Below are 21,119 nucleotides of genomic sequence, written 5' to 3'. Positions count from 1 at the left end.
TCATGCCGCTGTGCCATCCTGTGTGCCCTGATCCAGTATCGCGTCGAGAACGCGAAGCAATCGCTGCAACGCCGCATTGGGGTTGTCTTCGATATAGGCAAATGCAAGCGGCATCGGAATCGACAGATCGGTAAATGGCAGGAACTGCACACGCGCAGGCGGGCGTCCCATGTTCGCAGCATTGACGATCGCTGCACCCACTCCGGCCGATACCAGTGACAGAATAGCTGCCTCGGTCGGCACCTCCTGCACGACGTTTAAAGTCAGTCCGGCTTCGCGGCATGCTGTGACAAGCGTGTCGTAGTACGCCGGATATGTTTGCCTCGAGAAACAGACAACCGGTTGACCGTTGAGGTCGCGCGCGGAGATCGGTTTGCCTTCCGGCAGGTTCCAACTTCGCGGCACAGCTGCAACCACGCCGCCGACGGCAAGCGGCCGCAAGCTCAATGCACGGGAAAGTTCGCCGTACGTGTAGACGAAACCGCCGTCGAGCGTACCGCCCAGAATCTCGGCGACCTGCTCCGGGGTGTTCATCGGCGCTATATGAATGCTCACCTCGGGTGCTTCACGCTGGAAGCGGCTAAATGCATCCGGCACGAAACCGTCCCAACTCGCGTTCTCAACCGCGCCGATGCGTAAGGAGCCCTGCAGCCCCGACGCGACGAGTTTGACGGCGCGCGTTGCCGACTCCAGGATGCCCAGTGATTTGCGAACCTCACGGAGGAACAGCTCACCTGCGGCAGTGAGCTTGACCCCTTGTGGGGTGCGATCGAACAAACGCACACCAAGCATCTCCTCCAGATCCTGAATCTGGCGCGTTATTGCTGGTTGTGTGATGTTGATACGTTCGGCGGCCAGCCTGAAACTTTGATTTTCGGCGACCGCCGCGAAATACCTCAAATGGCGTAGTTCCACACTTCTCCTCAGTCTTCGGGAACCAGCCGCTGACAGAAAGCGGTTGATCGATCAATGATGTTCCTGCGTGCCACGTGATCCCGGAATCGAATGCCGTGACACCGTTAATCAAGTCCCGCACGTATCGTGAGCGACAAGCGATATCGTACTTCGAACGCGTAAGCCGGGTGAGAACATGCTAACGGAACAACTGCGGACGCCATGACTGGAGACTGCGCGAGACCGCTATACAAGCAATGTTCAAATGTGTCCCTCGTCAAATAAGCGTTCCGCCTGATACTTTTTGCGCGGCGTGACCTCGGTAGCGAAGGCCTGTTTCCGTCGAGTTGCCGGTTACCGCCGCCGGGTCAAATGGCGGCTCACATCCAGGTTGCTGCCACTCACTGGCGGAAGGTGAAGGTCTCCTGGTGGCCGAACGGTTCCATTTGGCGACCCGCAGGACACGTCCCTTTGCGGACATCCGGCGCTCGGCGGACAATAATGCCCTTGCGAATCTCTTCCGAGGCTGCGCAACATGGCTAAATTTCAACCTGATGGATGGCATACCGTTACGCCCCGAATCGTCGTACGCGATCCGGAAAACCTGATCACTTTCATCAAGATGGTTTTTCAGGCACAGGGCGAGTTTCGTCACGGGTTGCCTGCCGAAATCATGATCGGCGATTCCGTCGTGATGGTTAGCGGCGGAGACGGTCTTCGCGATCCGATGCCGGCATTTCTGTATGTCTACGTTGAGGATACCGATTCGACCTACCAGCGAGCGATTGCGGCGAATGCGATCTCGCTCGAAGTTCCGGCCGACCTGCCATACGGCGACAGGCGAGCGATGGTAAGAGATCCGTGGGGAAACACCTGGCAAATTGCCACCCATCTCCGCGACTTTTCGGCCGCCGGGATCCAGTCAAAGTTGGCCAAAGACGTATAGCTTCAACCGATCTTCCCGGCCACGATCGAGTCGACGCCCCGATACGCAGATCGCGAATCGAAACAACATGAAAGCTTCCTGACGCCAATCATTCACGCGTGCGTGTTTGAATGATTGGCGCCTGCTGGACTGCAACCGCCGCGTGGCTCTCTATTGCCGGATCAGATCAGCGTTGTGAAGCAGGTTAGATAAGCCATCCCGGCCGCGCGATTATCTTTGGGTAACTCTACTGGGAGCCACACAATGCTTTGGCGTCGGATTACCTTTATCTCGCTCACGGCTGTCGCGCTTGCGACGACGGCGGCGTGGAGCGCTAGCGAAGACCACGACGGGGACCAGCATGGCTCCCGGCACGACGAAGTCCATACAGCCACACCCATCAAGCATCTGGTAGTGATCTATGGGGAGAACGTATCGTTCGATCACTATTTTGCGACCTACCCACATGCGGCAAATCCGCCGGGAGAACCTGCGTTTGCAGCGCAAGCCGGCACGCCAGAAGTAAACGGCTTGTCGGGCACGTTGTTGACGGCCAACCCGAACTATACGAATTCCGCCAATGGCACCGCCGCGGCCAATCCGTTCCGTCTCGATCGCACGCAGGCGGCCACGGCCGACCAGAACCATGCGTACACGGCCGAGCAGCAGGCATATGACAACGGCCATGCAGACCTCTTTCCGAAATACACCGGCAACGGCACCACGGGCGGCGCCGGTGCGTTCGGCACGGCCGGCCAGGTGATGGGTTACTACGACGGCAATACGGTCACGGCGCTCTGGAACTATGCGCAGAACTTCGCGATCAGCGATAACGCCTATACAGCGACATATGGTCCGTCGACGCCAGGTGCGCTCGAAGTCGTCTCAGGACAGACCAACGGCATGAAAGTCGTCTTGACGTCGAAACAGCCTTCGACGGCCGGCTCGTATTACGTCAACGACGGCCAAGGCGGATTCACGATGATCAACGACGTCGATCCTGCCTACGATCAATGCTCGAGCACCACCGATACCGCGCAGATGACCGGCAAGAATATCGGCGACCTGCTCAACGCGCGCAACATTACGTGGGGCGGCTTCATGGGCGGCTTCAATCTGTCGGCCACGAACAGCAACGGAACGACAGGATGCAAACGGAGCACGACCTCGCAAGTGGTTGGCTCCGCCACGGCCGACTACATTCCGCACCACAACTGGTTCCAGTACTACGCGTCGACGTCAAACCCCAAGCATTTGCGCCCCAGTTCGGTGTCGGCCATCGGGCATACCTACGAGGCACATCGCTCGAGCGTCGATCCCGCGAATCACCAGTACGATATCGACGATTTCTATCGCGCTGTTCAAGCCGGAAATTTCCCTGCGGTGAGCTTCCTGAAGGCGCCTGCCTATCAGGACGGTCACGCCGGGTACTCGGATCCGCTTGATGAACAGGCGTTCGTTACGAAGGTCGTCAACTTCCTGCAACAGCAACCGGATTGGCGTGACACGGCCGTGATCGTGGCCTGGGATGACTCCGACGGCTGGTACGACCATGCCTATACGCTGCCGACGAGCGCTTCGTTCGACCCGGTCGCGGATCAGTTGACCGGGTCAGGCATTTGCGGCTCAGGTACTGGACCCGACGGATTGAAGGGCAAACCTGTGAACGGCCGCTGCGGTCCCGGTACCCGCACCCCGTTTGTTGTGATTTCGCCGTGGGCGAAACAGAACTACGTCGACCATACGCTGATCGATCAGTCGTCAGTAGTGCGGTTCATCGAAGACAACTGGCTTGACGGCCAGCGGATCGGAGGCGGCTCGTTCGACGCGACGGCGGGCAGTATCACAGGGATGTTCGATTTCAACCGACGCCACGATGAGCACCGGGAGAGCAGGCTCTACCTCGATCCGAGCTCTGGCTTGCCCGTCAAGACACCTCCATCCATCTGACGCGTAGCGCTTGTCCGTCCGGCGATGAATGTGTTGCGCCACAGCCCGCTGTTGCCGGGCTGTGGCCTCGACGATCTTCCTTGCTGCGCCAACTGAGCGTTGATGACGGAACTGAGATCGATGTTGACCGTTTCGGTTCGACCCACAACAGCCCGTCAGATTTCTCCAAAACGGCCATTCCCAGCCGTTCAAGCCTTGCGCATCCATCGCTGACTTTGCTCGATCATCGCCTCGCACGAAGCGCGTAACGAAGGAAACACTCTCATTACCCTACGCAGATGCTCAATGCGGCTTGAATGCTCGGTGAATGCTATTTGCGTCAATACGAGGCCTGCGTCGCGAGACACTACAATTGGAGCCATTTTCCACCGTGAGCCGCTTTCATCGTCATGAAGAAAATGGAACTTCCGTCCGAAACAATCGATGTACAAACGGTACACGTTCCTGCAGGAACCATTGCATTGAGGGACGATAGGATAGGCCGTACGTGGTCCGTCAAACTGCCGCGCTTTGCGATCGGCCGCTATCCCGTCACTCAGGCGCAATATGCTGCGGTAACCGGACAATCGCCATCTTCCTATGTCACCGCGCAATGTCCAGTAGTGAACGTGTCCTGGATTGATGCCGCCCGGTTCTGCAACATGCTATCGAAGGCTGCCGGCCTTCTCGACTGTTATGAATTTCATGGCGATGAAACGGGAGCTTCTCTCGTTCCAGAGGGCAACGGCTATCGCCTGCCCACCGAAGCCGAATGGGAATACGCATGCCGCGCCGGAACAGATGGTCCGAGATACGGTGAACTCGGCGATATAGCCTGGTATAGAGAAAACTCCGGAGGCCGCACGCATGAGGTCGGTCAGAAGCGGGCAAATGACTGGGGGCTTTCCGATACGCTAGGCAACGTTTGGGAGTGGTGCACCGATCTATACGACCCGGATGTCTACGGTTCGTATCGGGTGTTTCGTGGCGGTGGTTGGGCTGATGCTGAAAGAGGCTGCCTTGCTACGAATCGGCGGCGTAGCCATCCGACATTTGCAATCGATGATCTTGGCTTTCGGGTTGCCCGATCGCTTGACTCAAGTTGCGGGTAGTCGCGCGCGCATCTGGCTTTGCGGACTAGCCGCGTCGGTCGAATCTGGAACCAGAAGGGCCGCGAGGGAGGCTGCGACAGCGAGCCAGGGCCGAACCTCCTTGGCCGGCCCTAAGAGGCCCTAAGCGGCCCCAAGCGCCGCCTAAGCGGCCCTTCGACCCGATGCGAGCGCTATCGCAGCTTCCAGACAGGAACTGCAAGGAGGTTCTCAGGCGGTGACCTTCTGATCCCCGGCAGCCTGCTCGCGCATGCGACGGGCTTCGTCGCGCAGGAACTGCTGGTAATCGTCCAGATCGCCGTCGAAGGGCTCGACGCCGCCCTTGGTGACGAGCCAGAACTCGTCACATACCGCGCGCAGCAGGGACCGGTCGTGACTGACCAGCAACACTGTGCCTTCGAATTCGTTGAGTGCCATGCCTAGCGCTTCGCGTGTGGCCAGGTCGAGGTGGTTGGTAGGCTCGTCCAGCAGCAGCAGGTTAGGGCGCTGCCACACGATCATGCACAACACGAGCCGCGCCTTTTCGCCGCCGCTCATCGTGCCGACCGCCTGATGGACCATGTCGCCACTGAAGTTGAAGGTGCCGAGGAAGGTACGAAGCGATTGCTCGGTGCCGCTCTGGCCGGGGGCACGCAGGTGCGCCGGCGTGTCCTTCGCAAGGCGGATCATGTGTTCCAGCGGCGTGTCGAGAGGACGCAGCACGTCGAGTTCCTGCTGTGCGAAGTAGCCGATGTTCAGGCCTTTGCCTTCGCTGATTTCGCCGGCAATCGGCGCCAGCTCGTGCGCCACTGTCTTCACCAGCGTCGACTTGCCCTGACCGTTGGCACCGAGAATGCCGATGCGCTGCCCGGCCAGCACGGAGCGGTTGATGCCCCGCACAATGACCGTTGGCGGCGTGTCCGGCGCTGCGTCGGTCGGCGCGGGGTAGCCGAAGCTCGCGTCCAGCATCGATAGCAGCGGGTTCGGGACGTTGAGCGGCTCCTTGAACTCGAAGGTGAACTCCGCGTCGGCAAGCACCGGTGCGATCTTCTCCATGCGTTCGAGCGCCTTGACCCGGCTCTGCGCCTGCTTTGCCTTCGAGGCCTTGGCCTTGAAGCGGTCGATGAATTTCTGCAGGTGGGCGATCTTGTCCGCCTGCCTCGCCATTGCGGCCTGCTGCAACAGCAGTTGCTCGGCGCGCATCTCTTCGAATTTGCTGTAGTTGCCGCCATAACGCACCAGCTTGGCGTTGTCGACGTGTACGGTCACCTGAGTCACTGCGTCGAGGAATTCGCGGTCGTGGCTGATCACGACCATGGTCCCTTCGTAGCGCTTGAGCCACGCTTCCAGCCAGACCAGCGCGTCGAGGTCAAGGTGATTGGTCGGTTCGTCGAGCAGCAGCAAGTCGGACGGGCACATGAGCGCGCGCGCCAGTTGCAGTCGCATGCGCCAGCCGCCGGAGAAGCTGTTGACCGGCTGGCTAAGCTGCGCAGCACTGAACCCCAGGCCCTGGATCAGCGCCTGAGCGCGTGCGGGAGCATCGTGTGCACCGGCGTCGTGCAGGGCCATGTAGGCGTGCGCCATGCGCATGCCGTCGTCGCTGGCTTCAGCGGCGGTTACTTCGGCCTGCGCGGCCAGCAGGATGGTGTCACCGTCGATGACGAAGTCCGTCGCACTTTGCTCGGTCTCCGGCATCTCCTGCGCGACCTGGCCCATCTTCCATGCCGCGGGAATCGAGAACTCGCCGCCGTCTTCGTGCAGCGTGCCGTTGAGAAGGCCGAAGAAAGACGACTTGCCGGCGCCATTGCGGCCGACAAGGCCAATCTTTTCGCCGGGGGTGAAGGTGACGGACGCGCCGTCGAGTACGACATTGACGCCACGGCGCAGCGTGACATTACGGACGGAAATCATAAGGAGCTACTTCGGAGAGGACAGGCATGATAGCCCACCGACGTACAGGGCAGTCTGTTTTCTCGCCGCACGACTGAAGAGCCGCTTGCGCGTTGCGGCGCCCACCGGCCTCAAAGCGAGGCGGGCATTGGCGCAGCGGGCGGTTCCGGCCGCGGCGCCAGCGAACAGACGGTGAGTGACAGCTCCTTGCCGGAAGGACGCTCTCCCGCACGCCGCCCCCACTTTCGCAATATCACAACCGACGCGACGTGGAACGGCCGCGTCGCGTATGCGGAACCCGCCGCCGCCGCCCTTATCGAGCCAGGCCATGCGCTTATCTGCACGGCCCCGCCGCCTGCCGGCGACGCGGCCGCATACAACGAACTGTCACTCGAACTCTGACGATGCTTAATGGCACCCGATAGCGCAGCCGAGCAGACCGAAAGCGCCGGCGATCCCCACACCCGCGCCGAGCCCGAACGTCTCGAGCGACGTGGCGCAGCCTTGCAGACTGCAGGCAAATGCGAGCGCAGTGACCAGAAGAATTTGCCGAACCCGGTTGCGCGCAACCAGGCAGCGTCGACTACTGTGGATCATGTTTTTCCCCTCTGTCCCCGATGGTCTGAGCAAGCGCGAAAACGCAGAGGCGAGTGTAACCAGCGCGATTCGACGCAAATCGGGCAAATACCCGGGACAAAGACGGCATCGATTACCAATGCTTCCGCGCCGGTAATCACTGCGACAATTACCATTACGGCAAGATTGGGGCCGTAGAGAGTTGTCGGCAACGCGAAAAGGAGGGGCAAATCAGAATCACGTCGGGTCCTACTGGCTGACGGGCCAACAAAGCACTTGCCCGCTCACTCCCACAAGCGGCCCTCAACGCCTGGGTCGAGAAAATATGTTGACGAGATTCCCATCCGGGTCGCGCAGCAGGAGAGAGCGATTGCCCCACGGCATCAACGTCGTCGGCATAACGATTTCGGTTCCCGACGCATTCATCCGTTCGAACACTGCATCGACGTCCTCCACTTCAAACTCCAGGATCGCCGACCGATTCGCAGCCGCAGTGGCGGCACCGACATTGAACAGCTTGATCAGGTGCTCAGAGGAAATCGCAAGCACCGCGCCTTCGAAGTGTATTTCCGCAAACCCGTCAGCCGGCCGTGCAGCCTCGAGACCGGAAAGTCTTCGGTAAAACTCAACCAGACCTTCGATATCCTGGGTAACAACACGAACGGACGCAAACTTCATTTTGAGCTCCTGGCTAAGAAAGAGAGCTCAGTCTAAGAGGCGATACTGTCAGATTCTGGCAGTATCGTCCGGCTAGCTGCGTGATTGGCTTTACGCCACTCGCGAAGCAGCGTTGATCGTCTTTTGGGGTAGCGCTCCTCCATTTCCTCGACACTCAAGATGCGGTCCGAGCGGAAATTCCGAAAGTCTGCGCGAAGCTCACACCAACACATGAGCACTCTGGCCTGGTCGAAATACACCAAGGCAAATGGCCAAACTATGCGTTGCGAGACAGCACCGCTGCTGTCCATATAAGTAATATCAAGCTTTCGCTCTGCCCGGACTGCCGCGCGCAGAAGGTCCGACGAGACTTTATAGGCATGCCTCTTCAACGGCGCGCCGACTAGCAGCGACGATTCCTCCAGTTCGCGACGCAGTTCAGTGGGCAGTACGGCGGCTATCTTCGCAAGCGCGCTCAGCGCGCCGTCCGATAGCGTCTTGTCGCAGCGATCAGCCACCCAGCGCATGCCTAGAACCAAAGCATCGAGTTCCTCTGAGCGGAACATCATTGGCGGCAGCATGAAACCGGGTTTCATCACGTAACCAACGCCGGGTTCCCCCTCGATCATCGCGCCTTGCGCCTGCAAACTGGCGATGTCCCGGTATAGCGTGCGGATGCTCACACCGAGCTCCTCGGCCAAAGCTTGCCCACGCACGGGACGTCGGTAACGCCGCAGCACTTGCAGGAGACTAAGAAGACGTTCAGAGCGGGCCATATGTTGATCCTGATATCGGAACTCAAGTAAATCGACGACGCGATCGGTTGCTTCGAACCGAATGCAGCAGGTTGCTTCCAGATAGATATCGCATTGTTGACGATCTGTGTGGAGCGCTACGTTTTTCAGTGGAGATCAACGTCGATCTTTTTGACCATCGATCTGCGCCGCGCGATCAGGCGGTAACCGCTAGAATTGCGGCTTTAGCCCGGAATACGCCAATGTCTTTTGCCTCGCTTGGCCTGATCGATCCCTTGCTGCGTAATCTGCAGGGCCTCAATTACCAGACACCTACGCCGGTGCAGGCCAAGGCGATTCCTGTTGTGCTCAGTGGCAAGGATGTCATGGCTGCGGCACAGACCGGCACTGGCAAAACGGCGGGTTTTGCGCTGCCGCTGCTGCAACGGCTCGTGCAACACGGACCGGCGGTGTCCAGCAACCGCGCGCGTGTTCTGGTGCTGGTGCCCACGCGTGAACTGGCCGAACAGGTGCTGCAAAGCTTTGTCGAGTACGGCAAAGGCCTCGACTTGCGGTTTCTCGCAGCCTACGGCGGTGTGAGTATCAACCCGCAGATGATGAAGTTGCGCAAAGGCGTGGATGTGCTCGTTGCCACACCGGGCCGTTTGCTCGATCTCCATCGCCAGAACGCAGTGCAGTTTGATCAGGTGCAAACGCTGGTGCTGGATGAAGCCGACCGCATGCTGGATCTGGGCTTTGAGCGCGAACTCAACGCCGTTTTTGCTGCCTTGCCCGCTCAGCGCCAGACCCTGCTGTTCTCTGCCACGTTTTCCGACGAGATCCGCGCGATGGCGGCGGGCATTCTGCGTGACCCGATCAACATCAGCGTCAGCCCGCCGAACGCCACCGCGAGCAAGATCAAGCAGTGGGTGGTGACGGTGGATAAAAAGAACAAGCCTGACCTCTTCATGCACCTTGTGGCTGAGAACAACTGGCAGCACGCGCTGGTGTTCGTCAAAACCCGCATTGGCGTGGACTACCTGGCGGCCATGCTGGATGACGCGGGCTATGCGGTCGACACCATCCACGGCGACAAACCGCAGCCCGCGCGCCTGCGTGCGCTGGAGCGCTTCAAGACGGGCGAAGTACATATGCTGGTAGCCACCGATGTGGCTGCGCGCGGGCTGGATATCGACGACCTGCCGCTGGTGATCAACGTTGATCTGCCGATCGTGGCGCAAGATTATGTGCATCGTATTGGCCGTACCGGCCGCGCGGGCGCCAGCGGCGTGGCGGTGTCCCTTGTGTGTGCCGACGAAGCACCGCAACTGGCCGCGATTGAAGCGCTGATCCGGCAGACGCTGCGCCGTGAAGAAGAGCCGGGTTTTGAAGCCGAACACCGCGTGCCGCAAACTAGCGCGACAGGCGAGATCATCAAGAAACCCAAAAAGCCGAAGAAGCCGAAAGTGCCGCAAGCTGCGCCGGGCGCCACGCAGGTGCTCAGCAACAAACCGCGTCCGCAAGGTGGCGAAAACAAACGCAAGCCTGCGGCGCAACGCGCTGTGGCCGAAGGTAGTAGCACAAGCTTTACCAGCGGTAGCCCGTTCAGCGTGCAAAAGCCACGCAGCAAACCCGCCAGCAAGCCAGCTGCGGGTTCACGTAAGCCGGCTGGCAAACCCGCTAGTGGCCGCGGCAAACGCCAACCCTGATCCGTGGGGATGAGTAACGCCAACCTTGGAGCAGGTTGGCGGTTTGTGGCCCACTGGCAGGCAGCGGCGCGGCTTCGGCGTGTATCAGGTCGGCGGGTAACGGCGCACTGGATCCAGAATCGATAACACCTTCGGGGTCGAACGGACGTTCAAATCGTGCGTAGCGAGCGTCCGATCGAGGTCTTGCCTTCAGCCGTTCAGTTCAGGGGGACTTCGCGCTTCAGGAAGTCCTCGATGACGGTTGCGAAATAAGGCGGGCACTCTTGCATCGGATAGTGGCCGCAGTTGGGGATAACGTGCAGGCTTGCATTCGGATGCCATGCGAGAAAGGTACGCCTCATTGCCTCCGAATCGAGCCCGGGATCTTTGTCGCCGATAATGATCAAGTACGGTGTTTCAAGGCCTCGAACGTCATCGACGAAGTCAGCCTTGACCAGCATTTCGAGGTAGCGCCGCCGGCACGCTGGTGCCACCGTGTCGCGGCTTTGTTGCACCTTGCGATCAGCCCACGCGTCGGAAAGGCCTCCGGAAACGAACTTGAACAGCCGCCGAAGGGCGCCATCGTCTTCCACCGTGCTGACAAAGAAAGCCAGAGCCTCTGGACTCAACCGATTTCCAGCGGCCGAAACCGGACACACAGCGATCGCGCTCGCGACGCGAGACGGAACGTCCGCAGCGATGCGTTGCGTGATCATGCCCGTCATCGAGTGGCCGATTACGTGGAATCGCCTCCAGCCGAGTTGATCCACAAGCATGAGGCAATCGGCGGCAATTTCCTTTATCGTGAATTCACCGGCCAATTCGATGGATTGTCCGTAGCCGCGCAAATCGACGAAAACGTATGTGAACGCGTGGCCATCGAGCCAGGGCATCACCGCTTCGTAACTGGAGTGGTCAGCGAGCCAGTCATGCATGACCAGCACGTGAACCGGGCCATTGCCATACCGGACATATCCGAGGCGGGCTTTCGATCCCGGACGGGCTTCGAGGGGGGCTTTCATTTCAAGGTTCCATTTGGACTGTGGGAACCAAAACGAAGCGCCCTCCCGGCAAACCGGGAGGGCGTTTTGAAAGTGCCACCATCCTATCAATCGCTCGAACGAGGGTCAATAGGCAGGCGCCTCGCTGGGGTGATTGCCCGGAGTTTGGCCATGAGGAGCCGCTCGGACTTCTGCATCGGAACCTGGTCGAACGTCCACAGCTGGCCGAACTGAGTCCGACAACAGCCGTCTCAGATCGATCCTCAAGCGACGGCGGACGCAGGCCTCCCGATCGGCAGGAACAGGCTGCAAAACGGTTATTTGCTCCATCACTTGCATGCAACCTTGAACGGGTGCAGTCTCCCAAAGGGCGTTAAGCGGCTGGGCACTTCTTAACGCACCTTACCGACAGTGTGCCCTCATGCACATAAGTCACAGAAATAAAAAGCTAATGAGGCGCGCGCTCGCCTGGCATCAAGAACGCGCCTCGCAGCCTCGTGGCGATCAGCCAGATACTTCGGAATCCTTTGGCAAGACCTTCGAATGGAGCACACATTGTGAAAACGATCGCCAGTCTGGCTTTAGCAGCCATCGCCGTGGGCTTTTTCCTACCTTGTGCCGCACAGGAGTCGGGAGCCGTCAAGCCTCAAATACTGCTTCAGCAAATTGTCGATGGCATGCCGAGAGGCGAAAAGCAGGAACTACGCGTCCTGACAGCGGCTTTCAAACCCGGCGATAAAACCGTCTTTCATACACACAGGTTTCCGGTGACGGTCTATGTGCTGGAGGGTGCCTTCACTCTGGAGATGGAAGGCATGGCGCCAGTCACCGTGACGCAAGGTCAGGCGATGGTAGAGCCACCGCATGTGAAGATGACCGGTTATAACCGCAGCAATAGCGATTCGCTCCGCGTCGTTGTATTTTATGCCAGTGACCCAGACACACCATTTCTCGATCCATTGCATTGATCTGCTTGGCGAACACTATGACATGTGCGGCCCACGTCATTTAGCGGCGAATTTATCCTCTAGCCGACGGTTGATTTGAACCGACCCATTCTCAACGTCACGCATGTGAGTGGTCTCGGAGTTCACCAGGAACAGCCGCTCGCTCGAGACCGCCATCGCCCAACCAGGCGCGGGTTTTCTCAGCAGCCCGATTGATCAGGCGGTCGCACTGCGTATAGTCATAGGGCGAGACCTCGAGTGGGCACAGGGGTGGCACTACGAATATCTCGGCGCGGGTTGAATAGAACTCCAGGTCGCGTACAAGTTGGCGTGCGATGACAAGCGTCAGCGCATGCATTGCCTGGGCGATTGCGCTGGCAGGCGGCATTCTCAACGCGCACGCGAAGCCTGCGGGCAGCACGACGATGCGGGTCGCGCCGAGCGCGACGGCTACCGAAATGGGCGTGTTATTGGCGACGCCGCCGTCAACGAGATCCACGCCGCCGATTCTCACCGGCGGGAACACGCCTGGAATCGCGGCGCTCGCCAACACCGCGTCCACCACCGGACCGGACGAGATGACAACCTCATTGCCCGCGAGCATGTCGGTGGCGACAATATGCAGCGGCATTGCCGCTTGCTCCACACGCGCATATGCCAGGTTCTTTTCTAGCAGTACGCGTAGCGCTGTCGCCTCGACGAGGTGCGGACGGCGACGCAGGACCATATCGAGCAAGCCGAGCATCGAGAACGGCATGATGTCTTGCCGACGGATGCGACACCATAGCGCCTCGAGCATGGCCACGCCGCTGCGGTCGGGGCACCCCGAGAAGTAGGCGGCGTTGATCGCGCCAGCGGACGCGCCGACCACACAGTCGGGGTACTCGCCGCAATTAAGCAGCTCACGCAGCATGCCTACCTCAATCGCGCCCAGACTGCCGCCGCCCGCGAAAACGAACGCGGTCAATGCGGGGCGACGAGACGAGGCGGACAGATCAGGTCGAATGGGATGTTGAGTGGACATTAGGTGTCTACTGCTCAGTCTAACGGGGCATGTAAGCGCGATGCTGCGTTTCCCGGTGCGCAGGCACGGTCTGGGAATACAACACCCAGATCGACCGTCGTAAATGGTTCGCTGTCTGTTTCATGAGCTTAGTCGCGGATGCTGGCTAGAAATGACAGCGAGGACAAGTTAGCTCGGCAAACGGTCACCTCGAAGGTTCTGTCGCAAGAACATCTAAATGCGCTGCGGTATGGCCTCTGCGAAAAAATCGGTGACCCGTCGCACACGCGCCGGTACAAACCGGCGTCTCGGCCAGACGAGGCTTATGTCTCTGGCGTCGCCTATAAATTCGTCGAGAACGGTGATGACGTCCGGATGCCGGAGATCATCGGCAAGAGAGACTTTGGCGAACAGGCCGATTCCCACACCGGCGAGAACACCAGCCCGGATCGTTTCGATACTGTTGGACGTGAGATTTCCGCGCACGGACGCGATAAATCGACCTTCTGGTCCTACAAAAGGCCAATGCGTTGACTCCGTCAAGCCGCTATATACAAGGCAATTGTGATCAACGAGCTCGGCGGGGGTCTTTGGCATTCCGTGTTGCTCGAAGTAGCGACGGGATCCGACGCATACGAGGGGAGTGCTGGCCACGCGTCTGGCGACCGCGTCGGGATCGTTGACAGGCCCCACCCGGATCGCCAGATCGATCCCGTCCTCCACCATATCTCGCACGAAGTCCGAGAGAATGAGATCGACCTGAAGGCCAGGATTGAGTGATAACAGCTCGGGGATCAGCGGCAAGACATGAAGACGGCCGAATGTACCTGATGCAGCGATCCTGATCAGACCTGAGACATCATGCGTGCTGCTGGTCAGTTCGCTGTCGGCATCATCCATCTCGTCAAGCAGCGGTTTTGCCCGATCGTAGTATCTCTGCCCCTGATCCGTCAGGGTCACGCTGCGCGTATTTCGGTTAAATAACACCACGCCGAGGCGCTTCTCGAGCGCGCCAATAGCCTTACTGATTGCCGACTGTGAATCACCCGTTCTACGCGCGGCGGCGGTAAAACCGCCTGCTTCCACCACGGCTATGAAGGCGCTTAATTCGTTGAATCGATCCATACTAATTCCCCCATGGAATTAATATTATGACAAATTAAGCCATTATCATTGATTCAGACATCACCCACAATCCAGCTTTCTCCACACGTTGAAGGACTGGTCCCATGAATATCGATCTCACTGGCCGCACGGCGGTCGTTACCGGGTCAACGGCGGGTATCGGCCGAGCCATTGCAGAAGGGCTGGGGCGCGCAGGCGCCGCGGTCGTGATCAACGGCCGCACAGAGAAGCGCGTCTCCACGGCGCTTCGGGAGCTTCGCGAACTCTTGCCGAAGACGGAGTTTACCGGCGTCATCGCCGATCTTGCGACCCCGGAAGGCGCGGCGGAGTTATTCGCTCAGGCGCCGGATGCGGACATTCTCGTCAACAATGTGGGGACTGGGCGTTGGAAGTCCTTCTTCGAAATTGAGGACCGCGAGTGGATCGATCTCTTCGAACTTAACGTCATGAGCGGCATTCGCGCCTCCCGCCACTATGTGCCGAACATGACGAAGCGCGGCTGGGGGCGCGTTGTCTTCATCAGCAGCGAGTCCGCGCTTGCCATCCCCAAGGACATGATCGACTACGCCACGACCAAGACCGCTCAGCTCGCCATTGCGAGGGGTTTGGCCGAGGTGGTCGGCGGAACGGGCGTCACCGTTAATTCGGTTCTCCCGGGTCCGACGAATTCGGAGATCATGGGTGGTTGGGCCCAGGCGAACGCAGATGCGCAAGGCATTACGCGTGAGGAAGCCGAGCAGCAGTTCCTGAAAACGAATCGCCCGACCACGCTCCTCAATCGCTTCGCGACAACCGAAGAAGTCGCAAACCTGGTCGTCTATGTCTGCTCGGAGCAGGCGTCGGCGACAACAGGGACTTCCTTGCGTGTCGACGGCGGTGTCGTTCGGACAATTGCATAGGGCGCACGCTTTTTCACTCGTTCAACGCGGCTTCGGGAAGGGACCAAACCATCGGTTCCCTCCCGGAGTAGACGACAGCCCAATTCAAATGCTCCTAAATTCGTACGGGCAATTCCACTCCAGCCATCAGCCCGGCCTATCTCATGAGCTAGGCGATCATAGGTTTTGGCGCCATCGGCCAGGCACTTGCCCGGCTGCTGCTGGCCGACAGAGTTCAAGCAATTCGACAGGCCATCTAAACGTCCGGCTGGTTCACTTCTGCCGCTGCTGCCAGTGTTTCTCGTACGCCTGGCCGGTCGGCGCGCGACGCGAGTCCGATGCCAACCGATAGTGCCTCGCCCTCGACCAGCGACCTGTAGACGACGCCTGCCCGCTTCAAAGCGGTGAACGATTTCGGCAGCAGGGCTATACCACGTCCGTTCGCGACGTCACCCAGTAGAACGTGATGGTCCGATGGCTCCCTCAGTTTTGACGGGGCGAACCCATGGCGTGAGAAAACCGCCTGGCAGTGGTCGTAGAACGCGGGCTGTCGCGCTCGCTCGAACCAGAAGACCTTTTCACGTGCCAGGTCCGCGAGACCTACTGTTCTGCGCTTCGCCAGATGATGGGTTGAGGGTATCGCCACGACCATCGGCAGCCGGTCGAGCTCCAGCACATCCAGCCCATGCGCGTCCGTCGGCAGCGCTATGAAGGCTGCATCCAGTTTGCCGGCGCGAAGCTGACGAATGAGCCGCGGTGATGTATCGGAGAAGGTCGACACGACCGTTCCGGGATGAGTTGCTTGCACTCGTTGCGCCAGCCCGCGAAACCAGGCCGGTTCCACGGCACTGGTCAGGCCTAACCGAAGGTTGGCCGGTAAGCCTTGGGTCGTGAGCGCTGCTTCGGCCTCGCGAAGCAATTTCGCAATATTGCGTGCATAGGGAAGCAGCTTTTCTCCAGCGGCGGTGAGCGTCACGCCCTTCGTGTTGCGGTCGAACAGCCGCGCTCCCAACCGCTCCTCGAGTTCTCGAATCGCCCGGCTCAATGGCGGTTGAGAAAGGTGCAGCGTCTCGGCCGCCTGGCGGAAGCTCAGCGCATCCGCAACGGCAAGGAAGAGCAAAAGGGATCGGGAATCGAGATGATCAGACATATCAAAAAGGTATCACGAACTTGGTCATTCCGCTTGCCGGGGACTGGCTCTACAGTGGCCGCATCAACATTTCTGGAGAACACCATGAACCTTGCTCGCAATGCTGCCTTGGCCCGAATTGTTCGGCGAGATCGTAAAGGAGGTGGCCAATGAGCGCTGAACGTTACGAGCGCGGCTCAAAGATGCTGGCTGCAGTGGATGGCGTGACCGGTATCCAGGTGGTCGAAGCGCTGGCAAAATCGTTTCCGGACTTTGCGCGCTATGTGGTTGAGTTCTCTTTCGGCGACATCTACGCGCGGGAAGGGCTTGGCTTGCGCGAACGGGAACTGGCAACAGTCGCAGCGCTATGCGCACTTGGAAATGCGCAACCCCAGCTTCGTGTGCATGTTCATGCCGCATTGCACGTCGGCTGCAAACCAGGCGAGGTGGTGGAAGTTGTGATGCAGATGGCGGTCTACGCGGGATTTCCGGCGGCGCTGAACGGATTGTCCGTCGTACGCGAGGTATTCGCAGAGTCTGGGATACAGCTACCACTCGATTGAGGTGACGGGGCCGGGGTGGGGATAGCCGGGTTCTGGTGTCGGCCGCGGGGGGGCAGAGGCAGCTACCGACCCACAAGGGACTTTCGTCTTTCTCAAGAGCGGTCATCGAGGTATTTAGTGAGGAGCGCATCTCGTGGCAGTAACCACGCCCGCAGAGAACGTCGCGTCACGGCTTTTGGGAATTTCTGAGACGCCTAACTACACCTCCTCCGCCGTCGCCGTCGTCGCGCCTGCCTCTATCGAGGAGCGCTCATCGGATAGTCCGCTGCTCATACACCGACTACCGCCTTCGGCGAGACTGACGTAGTCAGCGCTCGGGCGCTGACCATCCAGCAGGCAGCGGTGTAGCGAACATCGGTTCCGTGTACATAGGGCTCAAAGGCGGCTCGGACAGATTCAATGACCGACACGCGCGTCCGCTCGTCCGCCTCTTGAAGGATCATACCAACAGGACCGAGTCGACTGAAGTAGCTGACCAACTCCTGCTCGGGCAGGGTACAGTCTATATCGATCGGCCGGATGTCAATCTCCGCCCAGCCGCTCGCTTCCAGGATAGACGAAACCCGGTGCCGGTCTGCGAAGGAGAACTGCCCCGGCGCGTCGGGTCGGCGGGCGGGCAGGTTCGGCAGCACAGGCGCGGCGGCACGTTCGGCGGTCGTCATGAACGGATTGTCGACGGCACTGCGCCAGGCGATGCAGCGCAATTCGGCTCCGTCCCTTGCAGCCCGGCGCAGGTTCGCGAAGGCCGATACCGGGTCATCGAAGAACGTGACGCCAAAGCGCGACGTGATCCGGTCGAAGCTCGCCAGCTCAAAGGTATGGGTCTGCGCATCGGCACAGACGAAGCTTGCCGTCGAGTCCTCCCGTTCGGCACGCGCCTGAGCGACGGCGATCATCGGGGCTGAGACATCAACTCCAATGCAATGGCCCGCTACGCCGACCCGCCGTGCCGCAGCCAGTGTCGTGCTGCCCGTGCCACAGCCGACGTCGAGTACCCGGAGCCCGGCTGCGGTGCCCATCATGTCGACGAGCAGATTCTCGAAAGGCTTAAACATCTGGTCGAGCAGCTCCTGCGCGGCCACCCACGCGCGCCCGGCGCTGCCGTTCCAAAGCGCCGTCTGCGTGCCTTCGGTCTGGTGTGTGGAATCCATGATCGTCGTCCTTGGCTTGCCCCCCGGGGAGCGGAAGCTAAACTATGCAAGTTCAAGTCGACTTTAGGTCAAGCGATGATTCAGCTAGATATCGGCGAGGTGGTGCAGCGATCCGGCGTTCCCGCATCAACACTGCGGTTCTACGAGGAAAAGGGGCTCATTAGCTCGAGGGGCCGCCGAGGGTTGCGGCGCCAGTTCGATCCCGGCGTGCTGGACCGGCTCGCATTGATCGCTCTGGGGCGCGCCGCTGGCTTCTCGCTGGATGATATCGCGCTGATGTTCGCGCCGGGGGGGCAGCCGCGAATCGACCGCCAAATGCTTGTGGCAAAGGCCGAGGAGTTGGACAGGACGATCCGCAAACTGAGCACGATGCGCGATGGGCTACGGCATGCCGCTGCGTGCCCCGCACCGAACCACATGGAATGCCCTACGTTCCGTCGCATCCTTCGGGCCTTCGCGTCCGGAACGATTGGAGCACGGAGGACGAGAGCGCCACAGGAACAGTAGAGTTGGTTCCAGGAGCGTCAATTGTCAGCGATCTAAATGGCGGTACCGAATGTCTCAAAATGGCCGGCCAGCGCTTCACGACCGAACGCGGCGATCGTCTGAGACGTACGTTTCATGCAAAGGTCATAACACGACCCCAAGCGGACGGCCGAATTTCTCGTAAGCAGGCATTCGTCTTCGACTTACGATCCACGAAAATGTATTACGGAGACCGCGCGGCTTGTTTTGAACTTTAGGAGCAGATATGGCTGATTGCCCACCTGTACACCCAAAGGAAAACAGCCAGCCCGCCTAAAAAAAGCCAGGCACGCTTACTCGACATCGTCGGTCGAGTTGCAGTACCCCTGTCCGCAAAAACATAAAAGTATTGAATTGTAGTTCCGAGCGTCGCAAAGCCAAGCGCGATTGCGTAGGCCGCGAGCACGCCTCCGAAGCTTGAGCCAAGGGACACACGAACATTTAGCGATGAGTTATCGCAGGTAAGAATTGGAATCCCGGCCGAAAGGCCTATGGTAAGCAGGACGGAAAAAAGAAACGATAGTCGTTTTTTTAACATTGGCTCACTATGCAGTCTTTTAGTCGAGCATGATTCCAAGTACGTGCCTAGACTTCCAACACACCGCGATTGTGGGCGATCTAAGTGCAGGTGTTGAATGGCCGCGCGCTGCCTCAAGTCAACCGCTTCGGCGACTCGAGCTCCCTCGGTTTCGATCGACAACACCCGACCTGGAGCGGACAATCAATTCTCCCGGAAGCGGCCGCTTGATCCCCGCCGGTTAATTGGGCCCTGGTCGGATCGTCAGCTTGAACTTAGCCGGTGTCTTTCCGTCGTCATCGGCAGGCATCGGGGCCGAGCGAAGGACGGCCTGCAGGGCAACTGAATCCCACTCGGAATTGCCACTGGATTGGGCGATGGTCGCATCCAGAAGCCGACCGTCTGGCTCACAGCGGACAGCAATAAGCGTTTCCAGGTTTCGGTCCTTCCCGTCCCAGACGATATTGGGTCTGATGCGCTGCCGGACTTTCTTCGCGAACGATCCGAACGCATCGGTGCGCAGGACGGAAAACTGGAATTCTGTCTCGATGGCAACCGGTTTCCGGTCTGTGCCGGTAAATGGATTGCAGATGGCCAATTGCGACTTACGAAGCGCAATATCGTCAAACATCGGATTTTCGGAAGACCGAACCAGCACTGCATCCGTCACCTTCCCCTGCGCATCCACCGAGGCCCGGACGACAGCAAACAGGCCTTGTGTCGGCAGCGTGCGAACAACGCTAGCCGAGAGACCAAAAGGGGGGGAGCCATACTGGCACTGCACGAGGGCAGCTGGAACGTACTGAAGCAACGGTTGGGCGTGGAGAGGCACACTGACGATTGCGATGGTAGTGCACAGGAACGCGTGAAGTTTTCCTATCATTGATCTGGTTCGTCAAAGGTTTGAAGTGAAGCCCGTGCCGCGGCCGTTCGCATAGGCATCTTGGGAAAAAAGAGTTTGACACAAACTGGTAGCGGCACGGCGGCATCGAGTGCCCAGGCTTGCATCGAGATGTGTCGGTTTGGTGCTCCATCTGACGTGACCGGCCGTGATCGACCCACAACAGACGGTCGTCGTTCCCGGTATCGGCCATTCAAAGCACAACCAGACGGGGCATCCAGACTAGGGGGCAATGCCCGTAACAATCGGTTGGTAATAGCCACTGACAACGGGTGAGAGGACCTGTACGTCGTTGAATCCGACCTGGGCGGCAAGTGTCGCCACCTCCTCGGGCGTGATAGCCCGATAGTGACCGATGAAATGGCTCGACTGCCAGTCGAGACTGTTCGTCTGGCGAGTGATGTACAGATGAACTGTGTAACGCCGAGCGTCCTGCCAGTCCCAGACCTGATGCACAATGCGGCGAAGGCCGTTGTCCATGAACAGTGATGGCGGTTGCACAATTGGTCGCTGAGTTAGCAGCGTGCCATAGTCCCTCAAGCTAACAAACACCTTGCCTCGCGCTCGTAGACTCCTGAGCATTGTCGCCAATGCTTCGGCGACCTCTTCGTCGCGGTCGAGGTGTGGAATGGCGTTGTCAAAAGCCACAACCGTGCCGTAACTTTGCGCCTTGCACGTGGCGAGCAACCTCATGTCGTCCACGCGAAATTTGACGTCAAGGTTTCGCAGAGCGGCCTCCCGTGCCGCCCGCTCGATTTCTGTCTTCGATATATCCGTGCCCTCAACGTCATATCCCGCGCGTGCGAGACCCAACGCTTGAGTACCGATTCCGCATGCGCAATCGAGCACAGGGCCAAGCACACCAGACGTGCCTATGAGTGGCGCCAATACCGCCCGTTGACGCTCGATTGCCTTATCCCAATCATCGAAAATCAGATGATAAGAGGATGCCATGTCATCGTAGAAGCTCTCTGCGGATTGACTCATGGAACCCCCGT

Annotated in this window: 21 protein-coding genes; 9 read left to right on the top strand and 12 right to left on the bottom strand. The window is 59.5% G+C overall.

What is annotated here, in order from left to right:
• Complete coding sequence (locus R8871_RS00650; protein ID WP_175048577.1) at positions 1-915, bottom strand: LysR family transcriptional regulator; 915 nt, start codon at positions 913-915, stop codon at positions 1-3.
• A 514-nt stretch (positions 916-1,429) separates the two neighbouring features.
• Between R8871_RS00650 and R8871_RS00645 the strand changes: the two genes are divergently transcribed.
• From R8871_RS00645 to R8871_RS00635, 3 genes are all read left to right on the top strand, one after another.
• On the top strand, positions 1,430-1,840 hold the full coding sequence (locus R8871_RS00645; RefSeq protein WP_175048576.1) for a VOC family protein: 411 nt from the start codon (positions 1,430-1,432) through the stop codon (positions 1,838-1,840).
• A 243-nt stretch (positions 1,841-2,083) separates the two neighbouring features.
• On the top strand, positions 2,084-3,769 hold the full coding sequence (locus tag R8871_RS00640) for a phospholipase C (protein WP_175048575.1): 1,686 nt from the start codon (positions 2,084-2,086) through the stop codon (positions 3,767-3,769).
• Positions 3,770-4,158: 389 nt separating this feature from the next.
• Positions 4,159-4,860, top strand: coding sequence for a formylglycine-generating enzyme family protein (locus tag R8871_RS00635; RefSeq protein ID WP_175048574.1), 702 nt, complete (start codon positions 4,159-4,161; stop codon positions 4,858-4,860).
• Positions 4,861-5,067: 207 nt separating this feature from the next.
• On the opposite strand, the gene R8871_RS00630 is transcribed toward R8871_RS00635, so the two are convergent.
• Positions 5,068-6,747, bottom strand: coding sequence for an ABC-F family ATP-binding cassette domain-containing protein (locus tag R8871_RS00630; protein WP_175048573.1), 1,680 nt, complete (start codon positions 6,745-6,747; stop codon positions 5,068-5,070).
• A gap of 171 nt (positions 6,748-6,918) precedes the next feature.
• Between R8871_RS00630 and R8871_RS00625 the strand changes: the two genes are divergently transcribed.
• Positions 6,919-7,128, top strand: coding sequence for a hypothetical protein (locus tag R8871_RS00625; protein ID WP_175048572.1), 210 nt, complete (start codon positions 6,919-6,921; stop codon positions 7,126-7,128).
• A gap of 6 nt (positions 7,129-7,134) precedes the next feature.
• Here the strand turns inward: R8871_RS00625 and R8871_RS00620 are convergent, their stop codons facing one another.
• The 3 genes from R8871_RS00620 to R8871_RS00610 all read right to left on the bottom strand — a co-directional run bounded on the left by R8871_RS00620 (position 7,135) and on the right by R8871_RS00610 (position 8,735).
• Complete coding sequence (locus tag R8871_RS00620; protein ID WP_175048571.1) at positions 7,135-7,323, bottom strand: hypothetical protein; 189 nt, start codon at positions 7,321-7,323, stop codon at positions 7,135-7,137.
• 282 nt (positions 7,324-7,605) lie between these two features.
• Positions 7,606-7,980 carry a VOC family protein gene (locus tag R8871_RS00615; RefSeq protein ID WP_175048570.1) on the bottom strand — a complete coding sequence of 125 codons (375 nt, stop codon included), beginning with the start codon at positions 7,978-7,980 and terminating at the stop codon, positions 7,606-7,608.
• Positions 7,981-8,012: 32 nt separating this feature from the next.
• Positions 8,013-8,735, bottom strand: coding sequence for a helix-turn-helix transcriptional regulator (locus R8871_RS00610; protein WP_175048569.1), 723 nt, complete (start codon positions 8,733-8,735; stop codon positions 8,013-8,015).
• Between the two features lie 221 nt (positions 8,736-8,956).
• Here R8871_RS00610 and R8871_RS00605 point away from each other — a divergent pair, with 221 nt between their 5' ends.
• Complete coding sequence (locus R8871_RS00605) at positions 8,957-10,402, top strand: DEAD/DEAH box helicase (protein ID WP_175048568.1); 1,446 nt, start codon at positions 8,957-8,959, stop codon at positions 10,400-10,402.
• A 197-nt stretch (positions 10,403-10,599) separates the two neighbouring features.
• On the opposite strand, the gene R8871_RS00600 is transcribed toward R8871_RS00605, so the two are convergent.
• Entirely contained in the window at positions 10,600-11,493 is an 894-nt protein-coding gene (locus R8871_RS00600) for an alpha/beta fold hydrolase (protein ID WP_246287284.1), read from the bottom strand.
• Between the two features lie 446 nt (positions 11,494-11,939).
• On the opposite strand from R8871_RS00600, the gene R8871_RS00595 reads away from it, so the two are divergent.
• A complete protein-coding gene (locus R8871_RS00595) occupies positions 11,940-12,350 on the top strand; it encodes a cupin domain-containing protein (RefSeq protein WP_175048567.1) in 411 nt (136 codons plus the stop codon).
• 97 nt (positions 12,351-12,447) lie between these two features.
• Here the strand turns inward: R8871_RS00595 and R8871_RS00590 are convergent, their stop codons facing one another.
• Positions 12,448-13,353 (bottom strand): patatin-like phospholipase family protein, encoded by a 906-nt coding sequence (locus R8871_RS00590; RefSeq protein ID WP_175048566.1) that lies wholly within the window; start codon positions 13,351-13,353, stop codon positions 12,448-12,450.
• Positions 13,354-13,566: 213 nt separating this feature from the next.
• Positions 13,567-14,457 (bottom strand): LysR family transcriptional regulator, encoded by an 891-nt coding sequence (locus tag R8871_RS00585; RefSeq protein ID WP_175048565.1) that lies wholly within the window; start codon positions 14,455-14,457, stop codon positions 13,567-13,569.
• 104 nt (positions 14,458-14,561) lie between these two features.
• Between R8871_RS00585 and R8871_RS00580 the strand changes: the two genes are divergently transcribed.
• Positions 14,562-15,356 (top strand): SDR family NAD(P)-dependent oxidoreductase, encoded by a 795-nt coding sequence (locus R8871_RS00580; RefSeq protein ID WP_175048564.1) that lies wholly within the window; start codon positions 14,562-14,564, stop codon positions 15,354-15,356.
• Between the two features lie 235 nt (positions 15,357-15,591).
• On the opposite strand, the gene R8871_RS00575 is transcribed toward R8871_RS00580, so the two are convergent.
• Entirely contained in the window at positions 15,592-16,485 is an 894-nt protein-coding gene (locus tag R8871_RS00575; RefSeq protein WP_175048563.1) for a LysR family transcriptional regulator, read from the bottom strand.
• A 149-nt stretch (positions 16,486-16,634) separates the two neighbouring features.
• On the opposite strand from R8871_RS00575, the gene R8871_RS00570 reads away from it, so the two are divergent.
• The gene (locus R8871_RS00570) at positions 16,635-17,027 is read left to right on the top strand and encodes a carboxymuconolactone decarboxylase family protein (protein WP_175048562.1); all 393 of its coding nucleotides are present in this window, start codon (positions 16,635-16,637) and stop codon (positions 17,025-17,027) included.
• Between the two features lie 269 nt (positions 17,028-17,296).
• On the opposite strand, the gene R8871_RS00565 is transcribed toward R8871_RS00570, so the two are convergent.
• Positions 17,297-18,178 (bottom strand): class I SAM-dependent methyltransferase, encoded by an 882-nt coding sequence (locus R8871_RS00565; RefSeq protein WP_175048561.1) that lies wholly within the window; start codon positions 18,176-18,178, stop codon positions 17,297-17,299.
• Positions 18,179-18,253: 75 nt separating this feature from the next.
• Between R8871_RS00565 and R8871_RS00560 the strand changes: the two genes are divergently transcribed.
• On the top strand, positions 18,254-18,685 hold the full coding sequence (locus tag R8871_RS00560) for a helix-turn-helix domain-containing protein (protein ID WP_175048560.1): 432 nt from the start codon (positions 18,254-18,256) through the stop codon (positions 18,683-18,685).
• A 776-nt stretch (positions 18,686-19,461) separates the two neighbouring features.
• Here the strand turns inward: R8871_RS00560 and R8871_RS38355 are convergent.
• On the bottom strand, positions 19,462-20,103 hold the full coding sequence (locus tag R8871_RS38355; RefSeq protein ID WP_246287282.1) for a TonB family protein: 642 nt from the start codon (positions 20,101-20,103) through the stop codon (positions 19,462-19,464).
• 240 nt (positions 20,104-20,343) lie between these two features.
• Complete coding sequence (locus R8871_RS00550; protein WP_175048559.1) at positions 20,344-21,108, bottom strand: class I SAM-dependent methyltransferase; 765 nt, start codon at positions 21,106-21,108, stop codon at positions 20,344-20,346.
• Positions 21,109-21,119 lie beyond the last annotated feature (11 nt).

The organism is Paraburkholderia sediminicola (genome assembly GCF_902859805.1).
GTDB classification, from domain to species: Bacteria; Pseudomonadota; Gammaproteobacteria; order Burkholderiales; family Burkholderiaceae; genus Paraburkholderia; species Paraburkholderia sediminicola.
The sequence above is the reverse complement of the archived record's forward strand: the minus strand, read 5'-3'. Positions and strand labels throughout refer to the sequence as shown.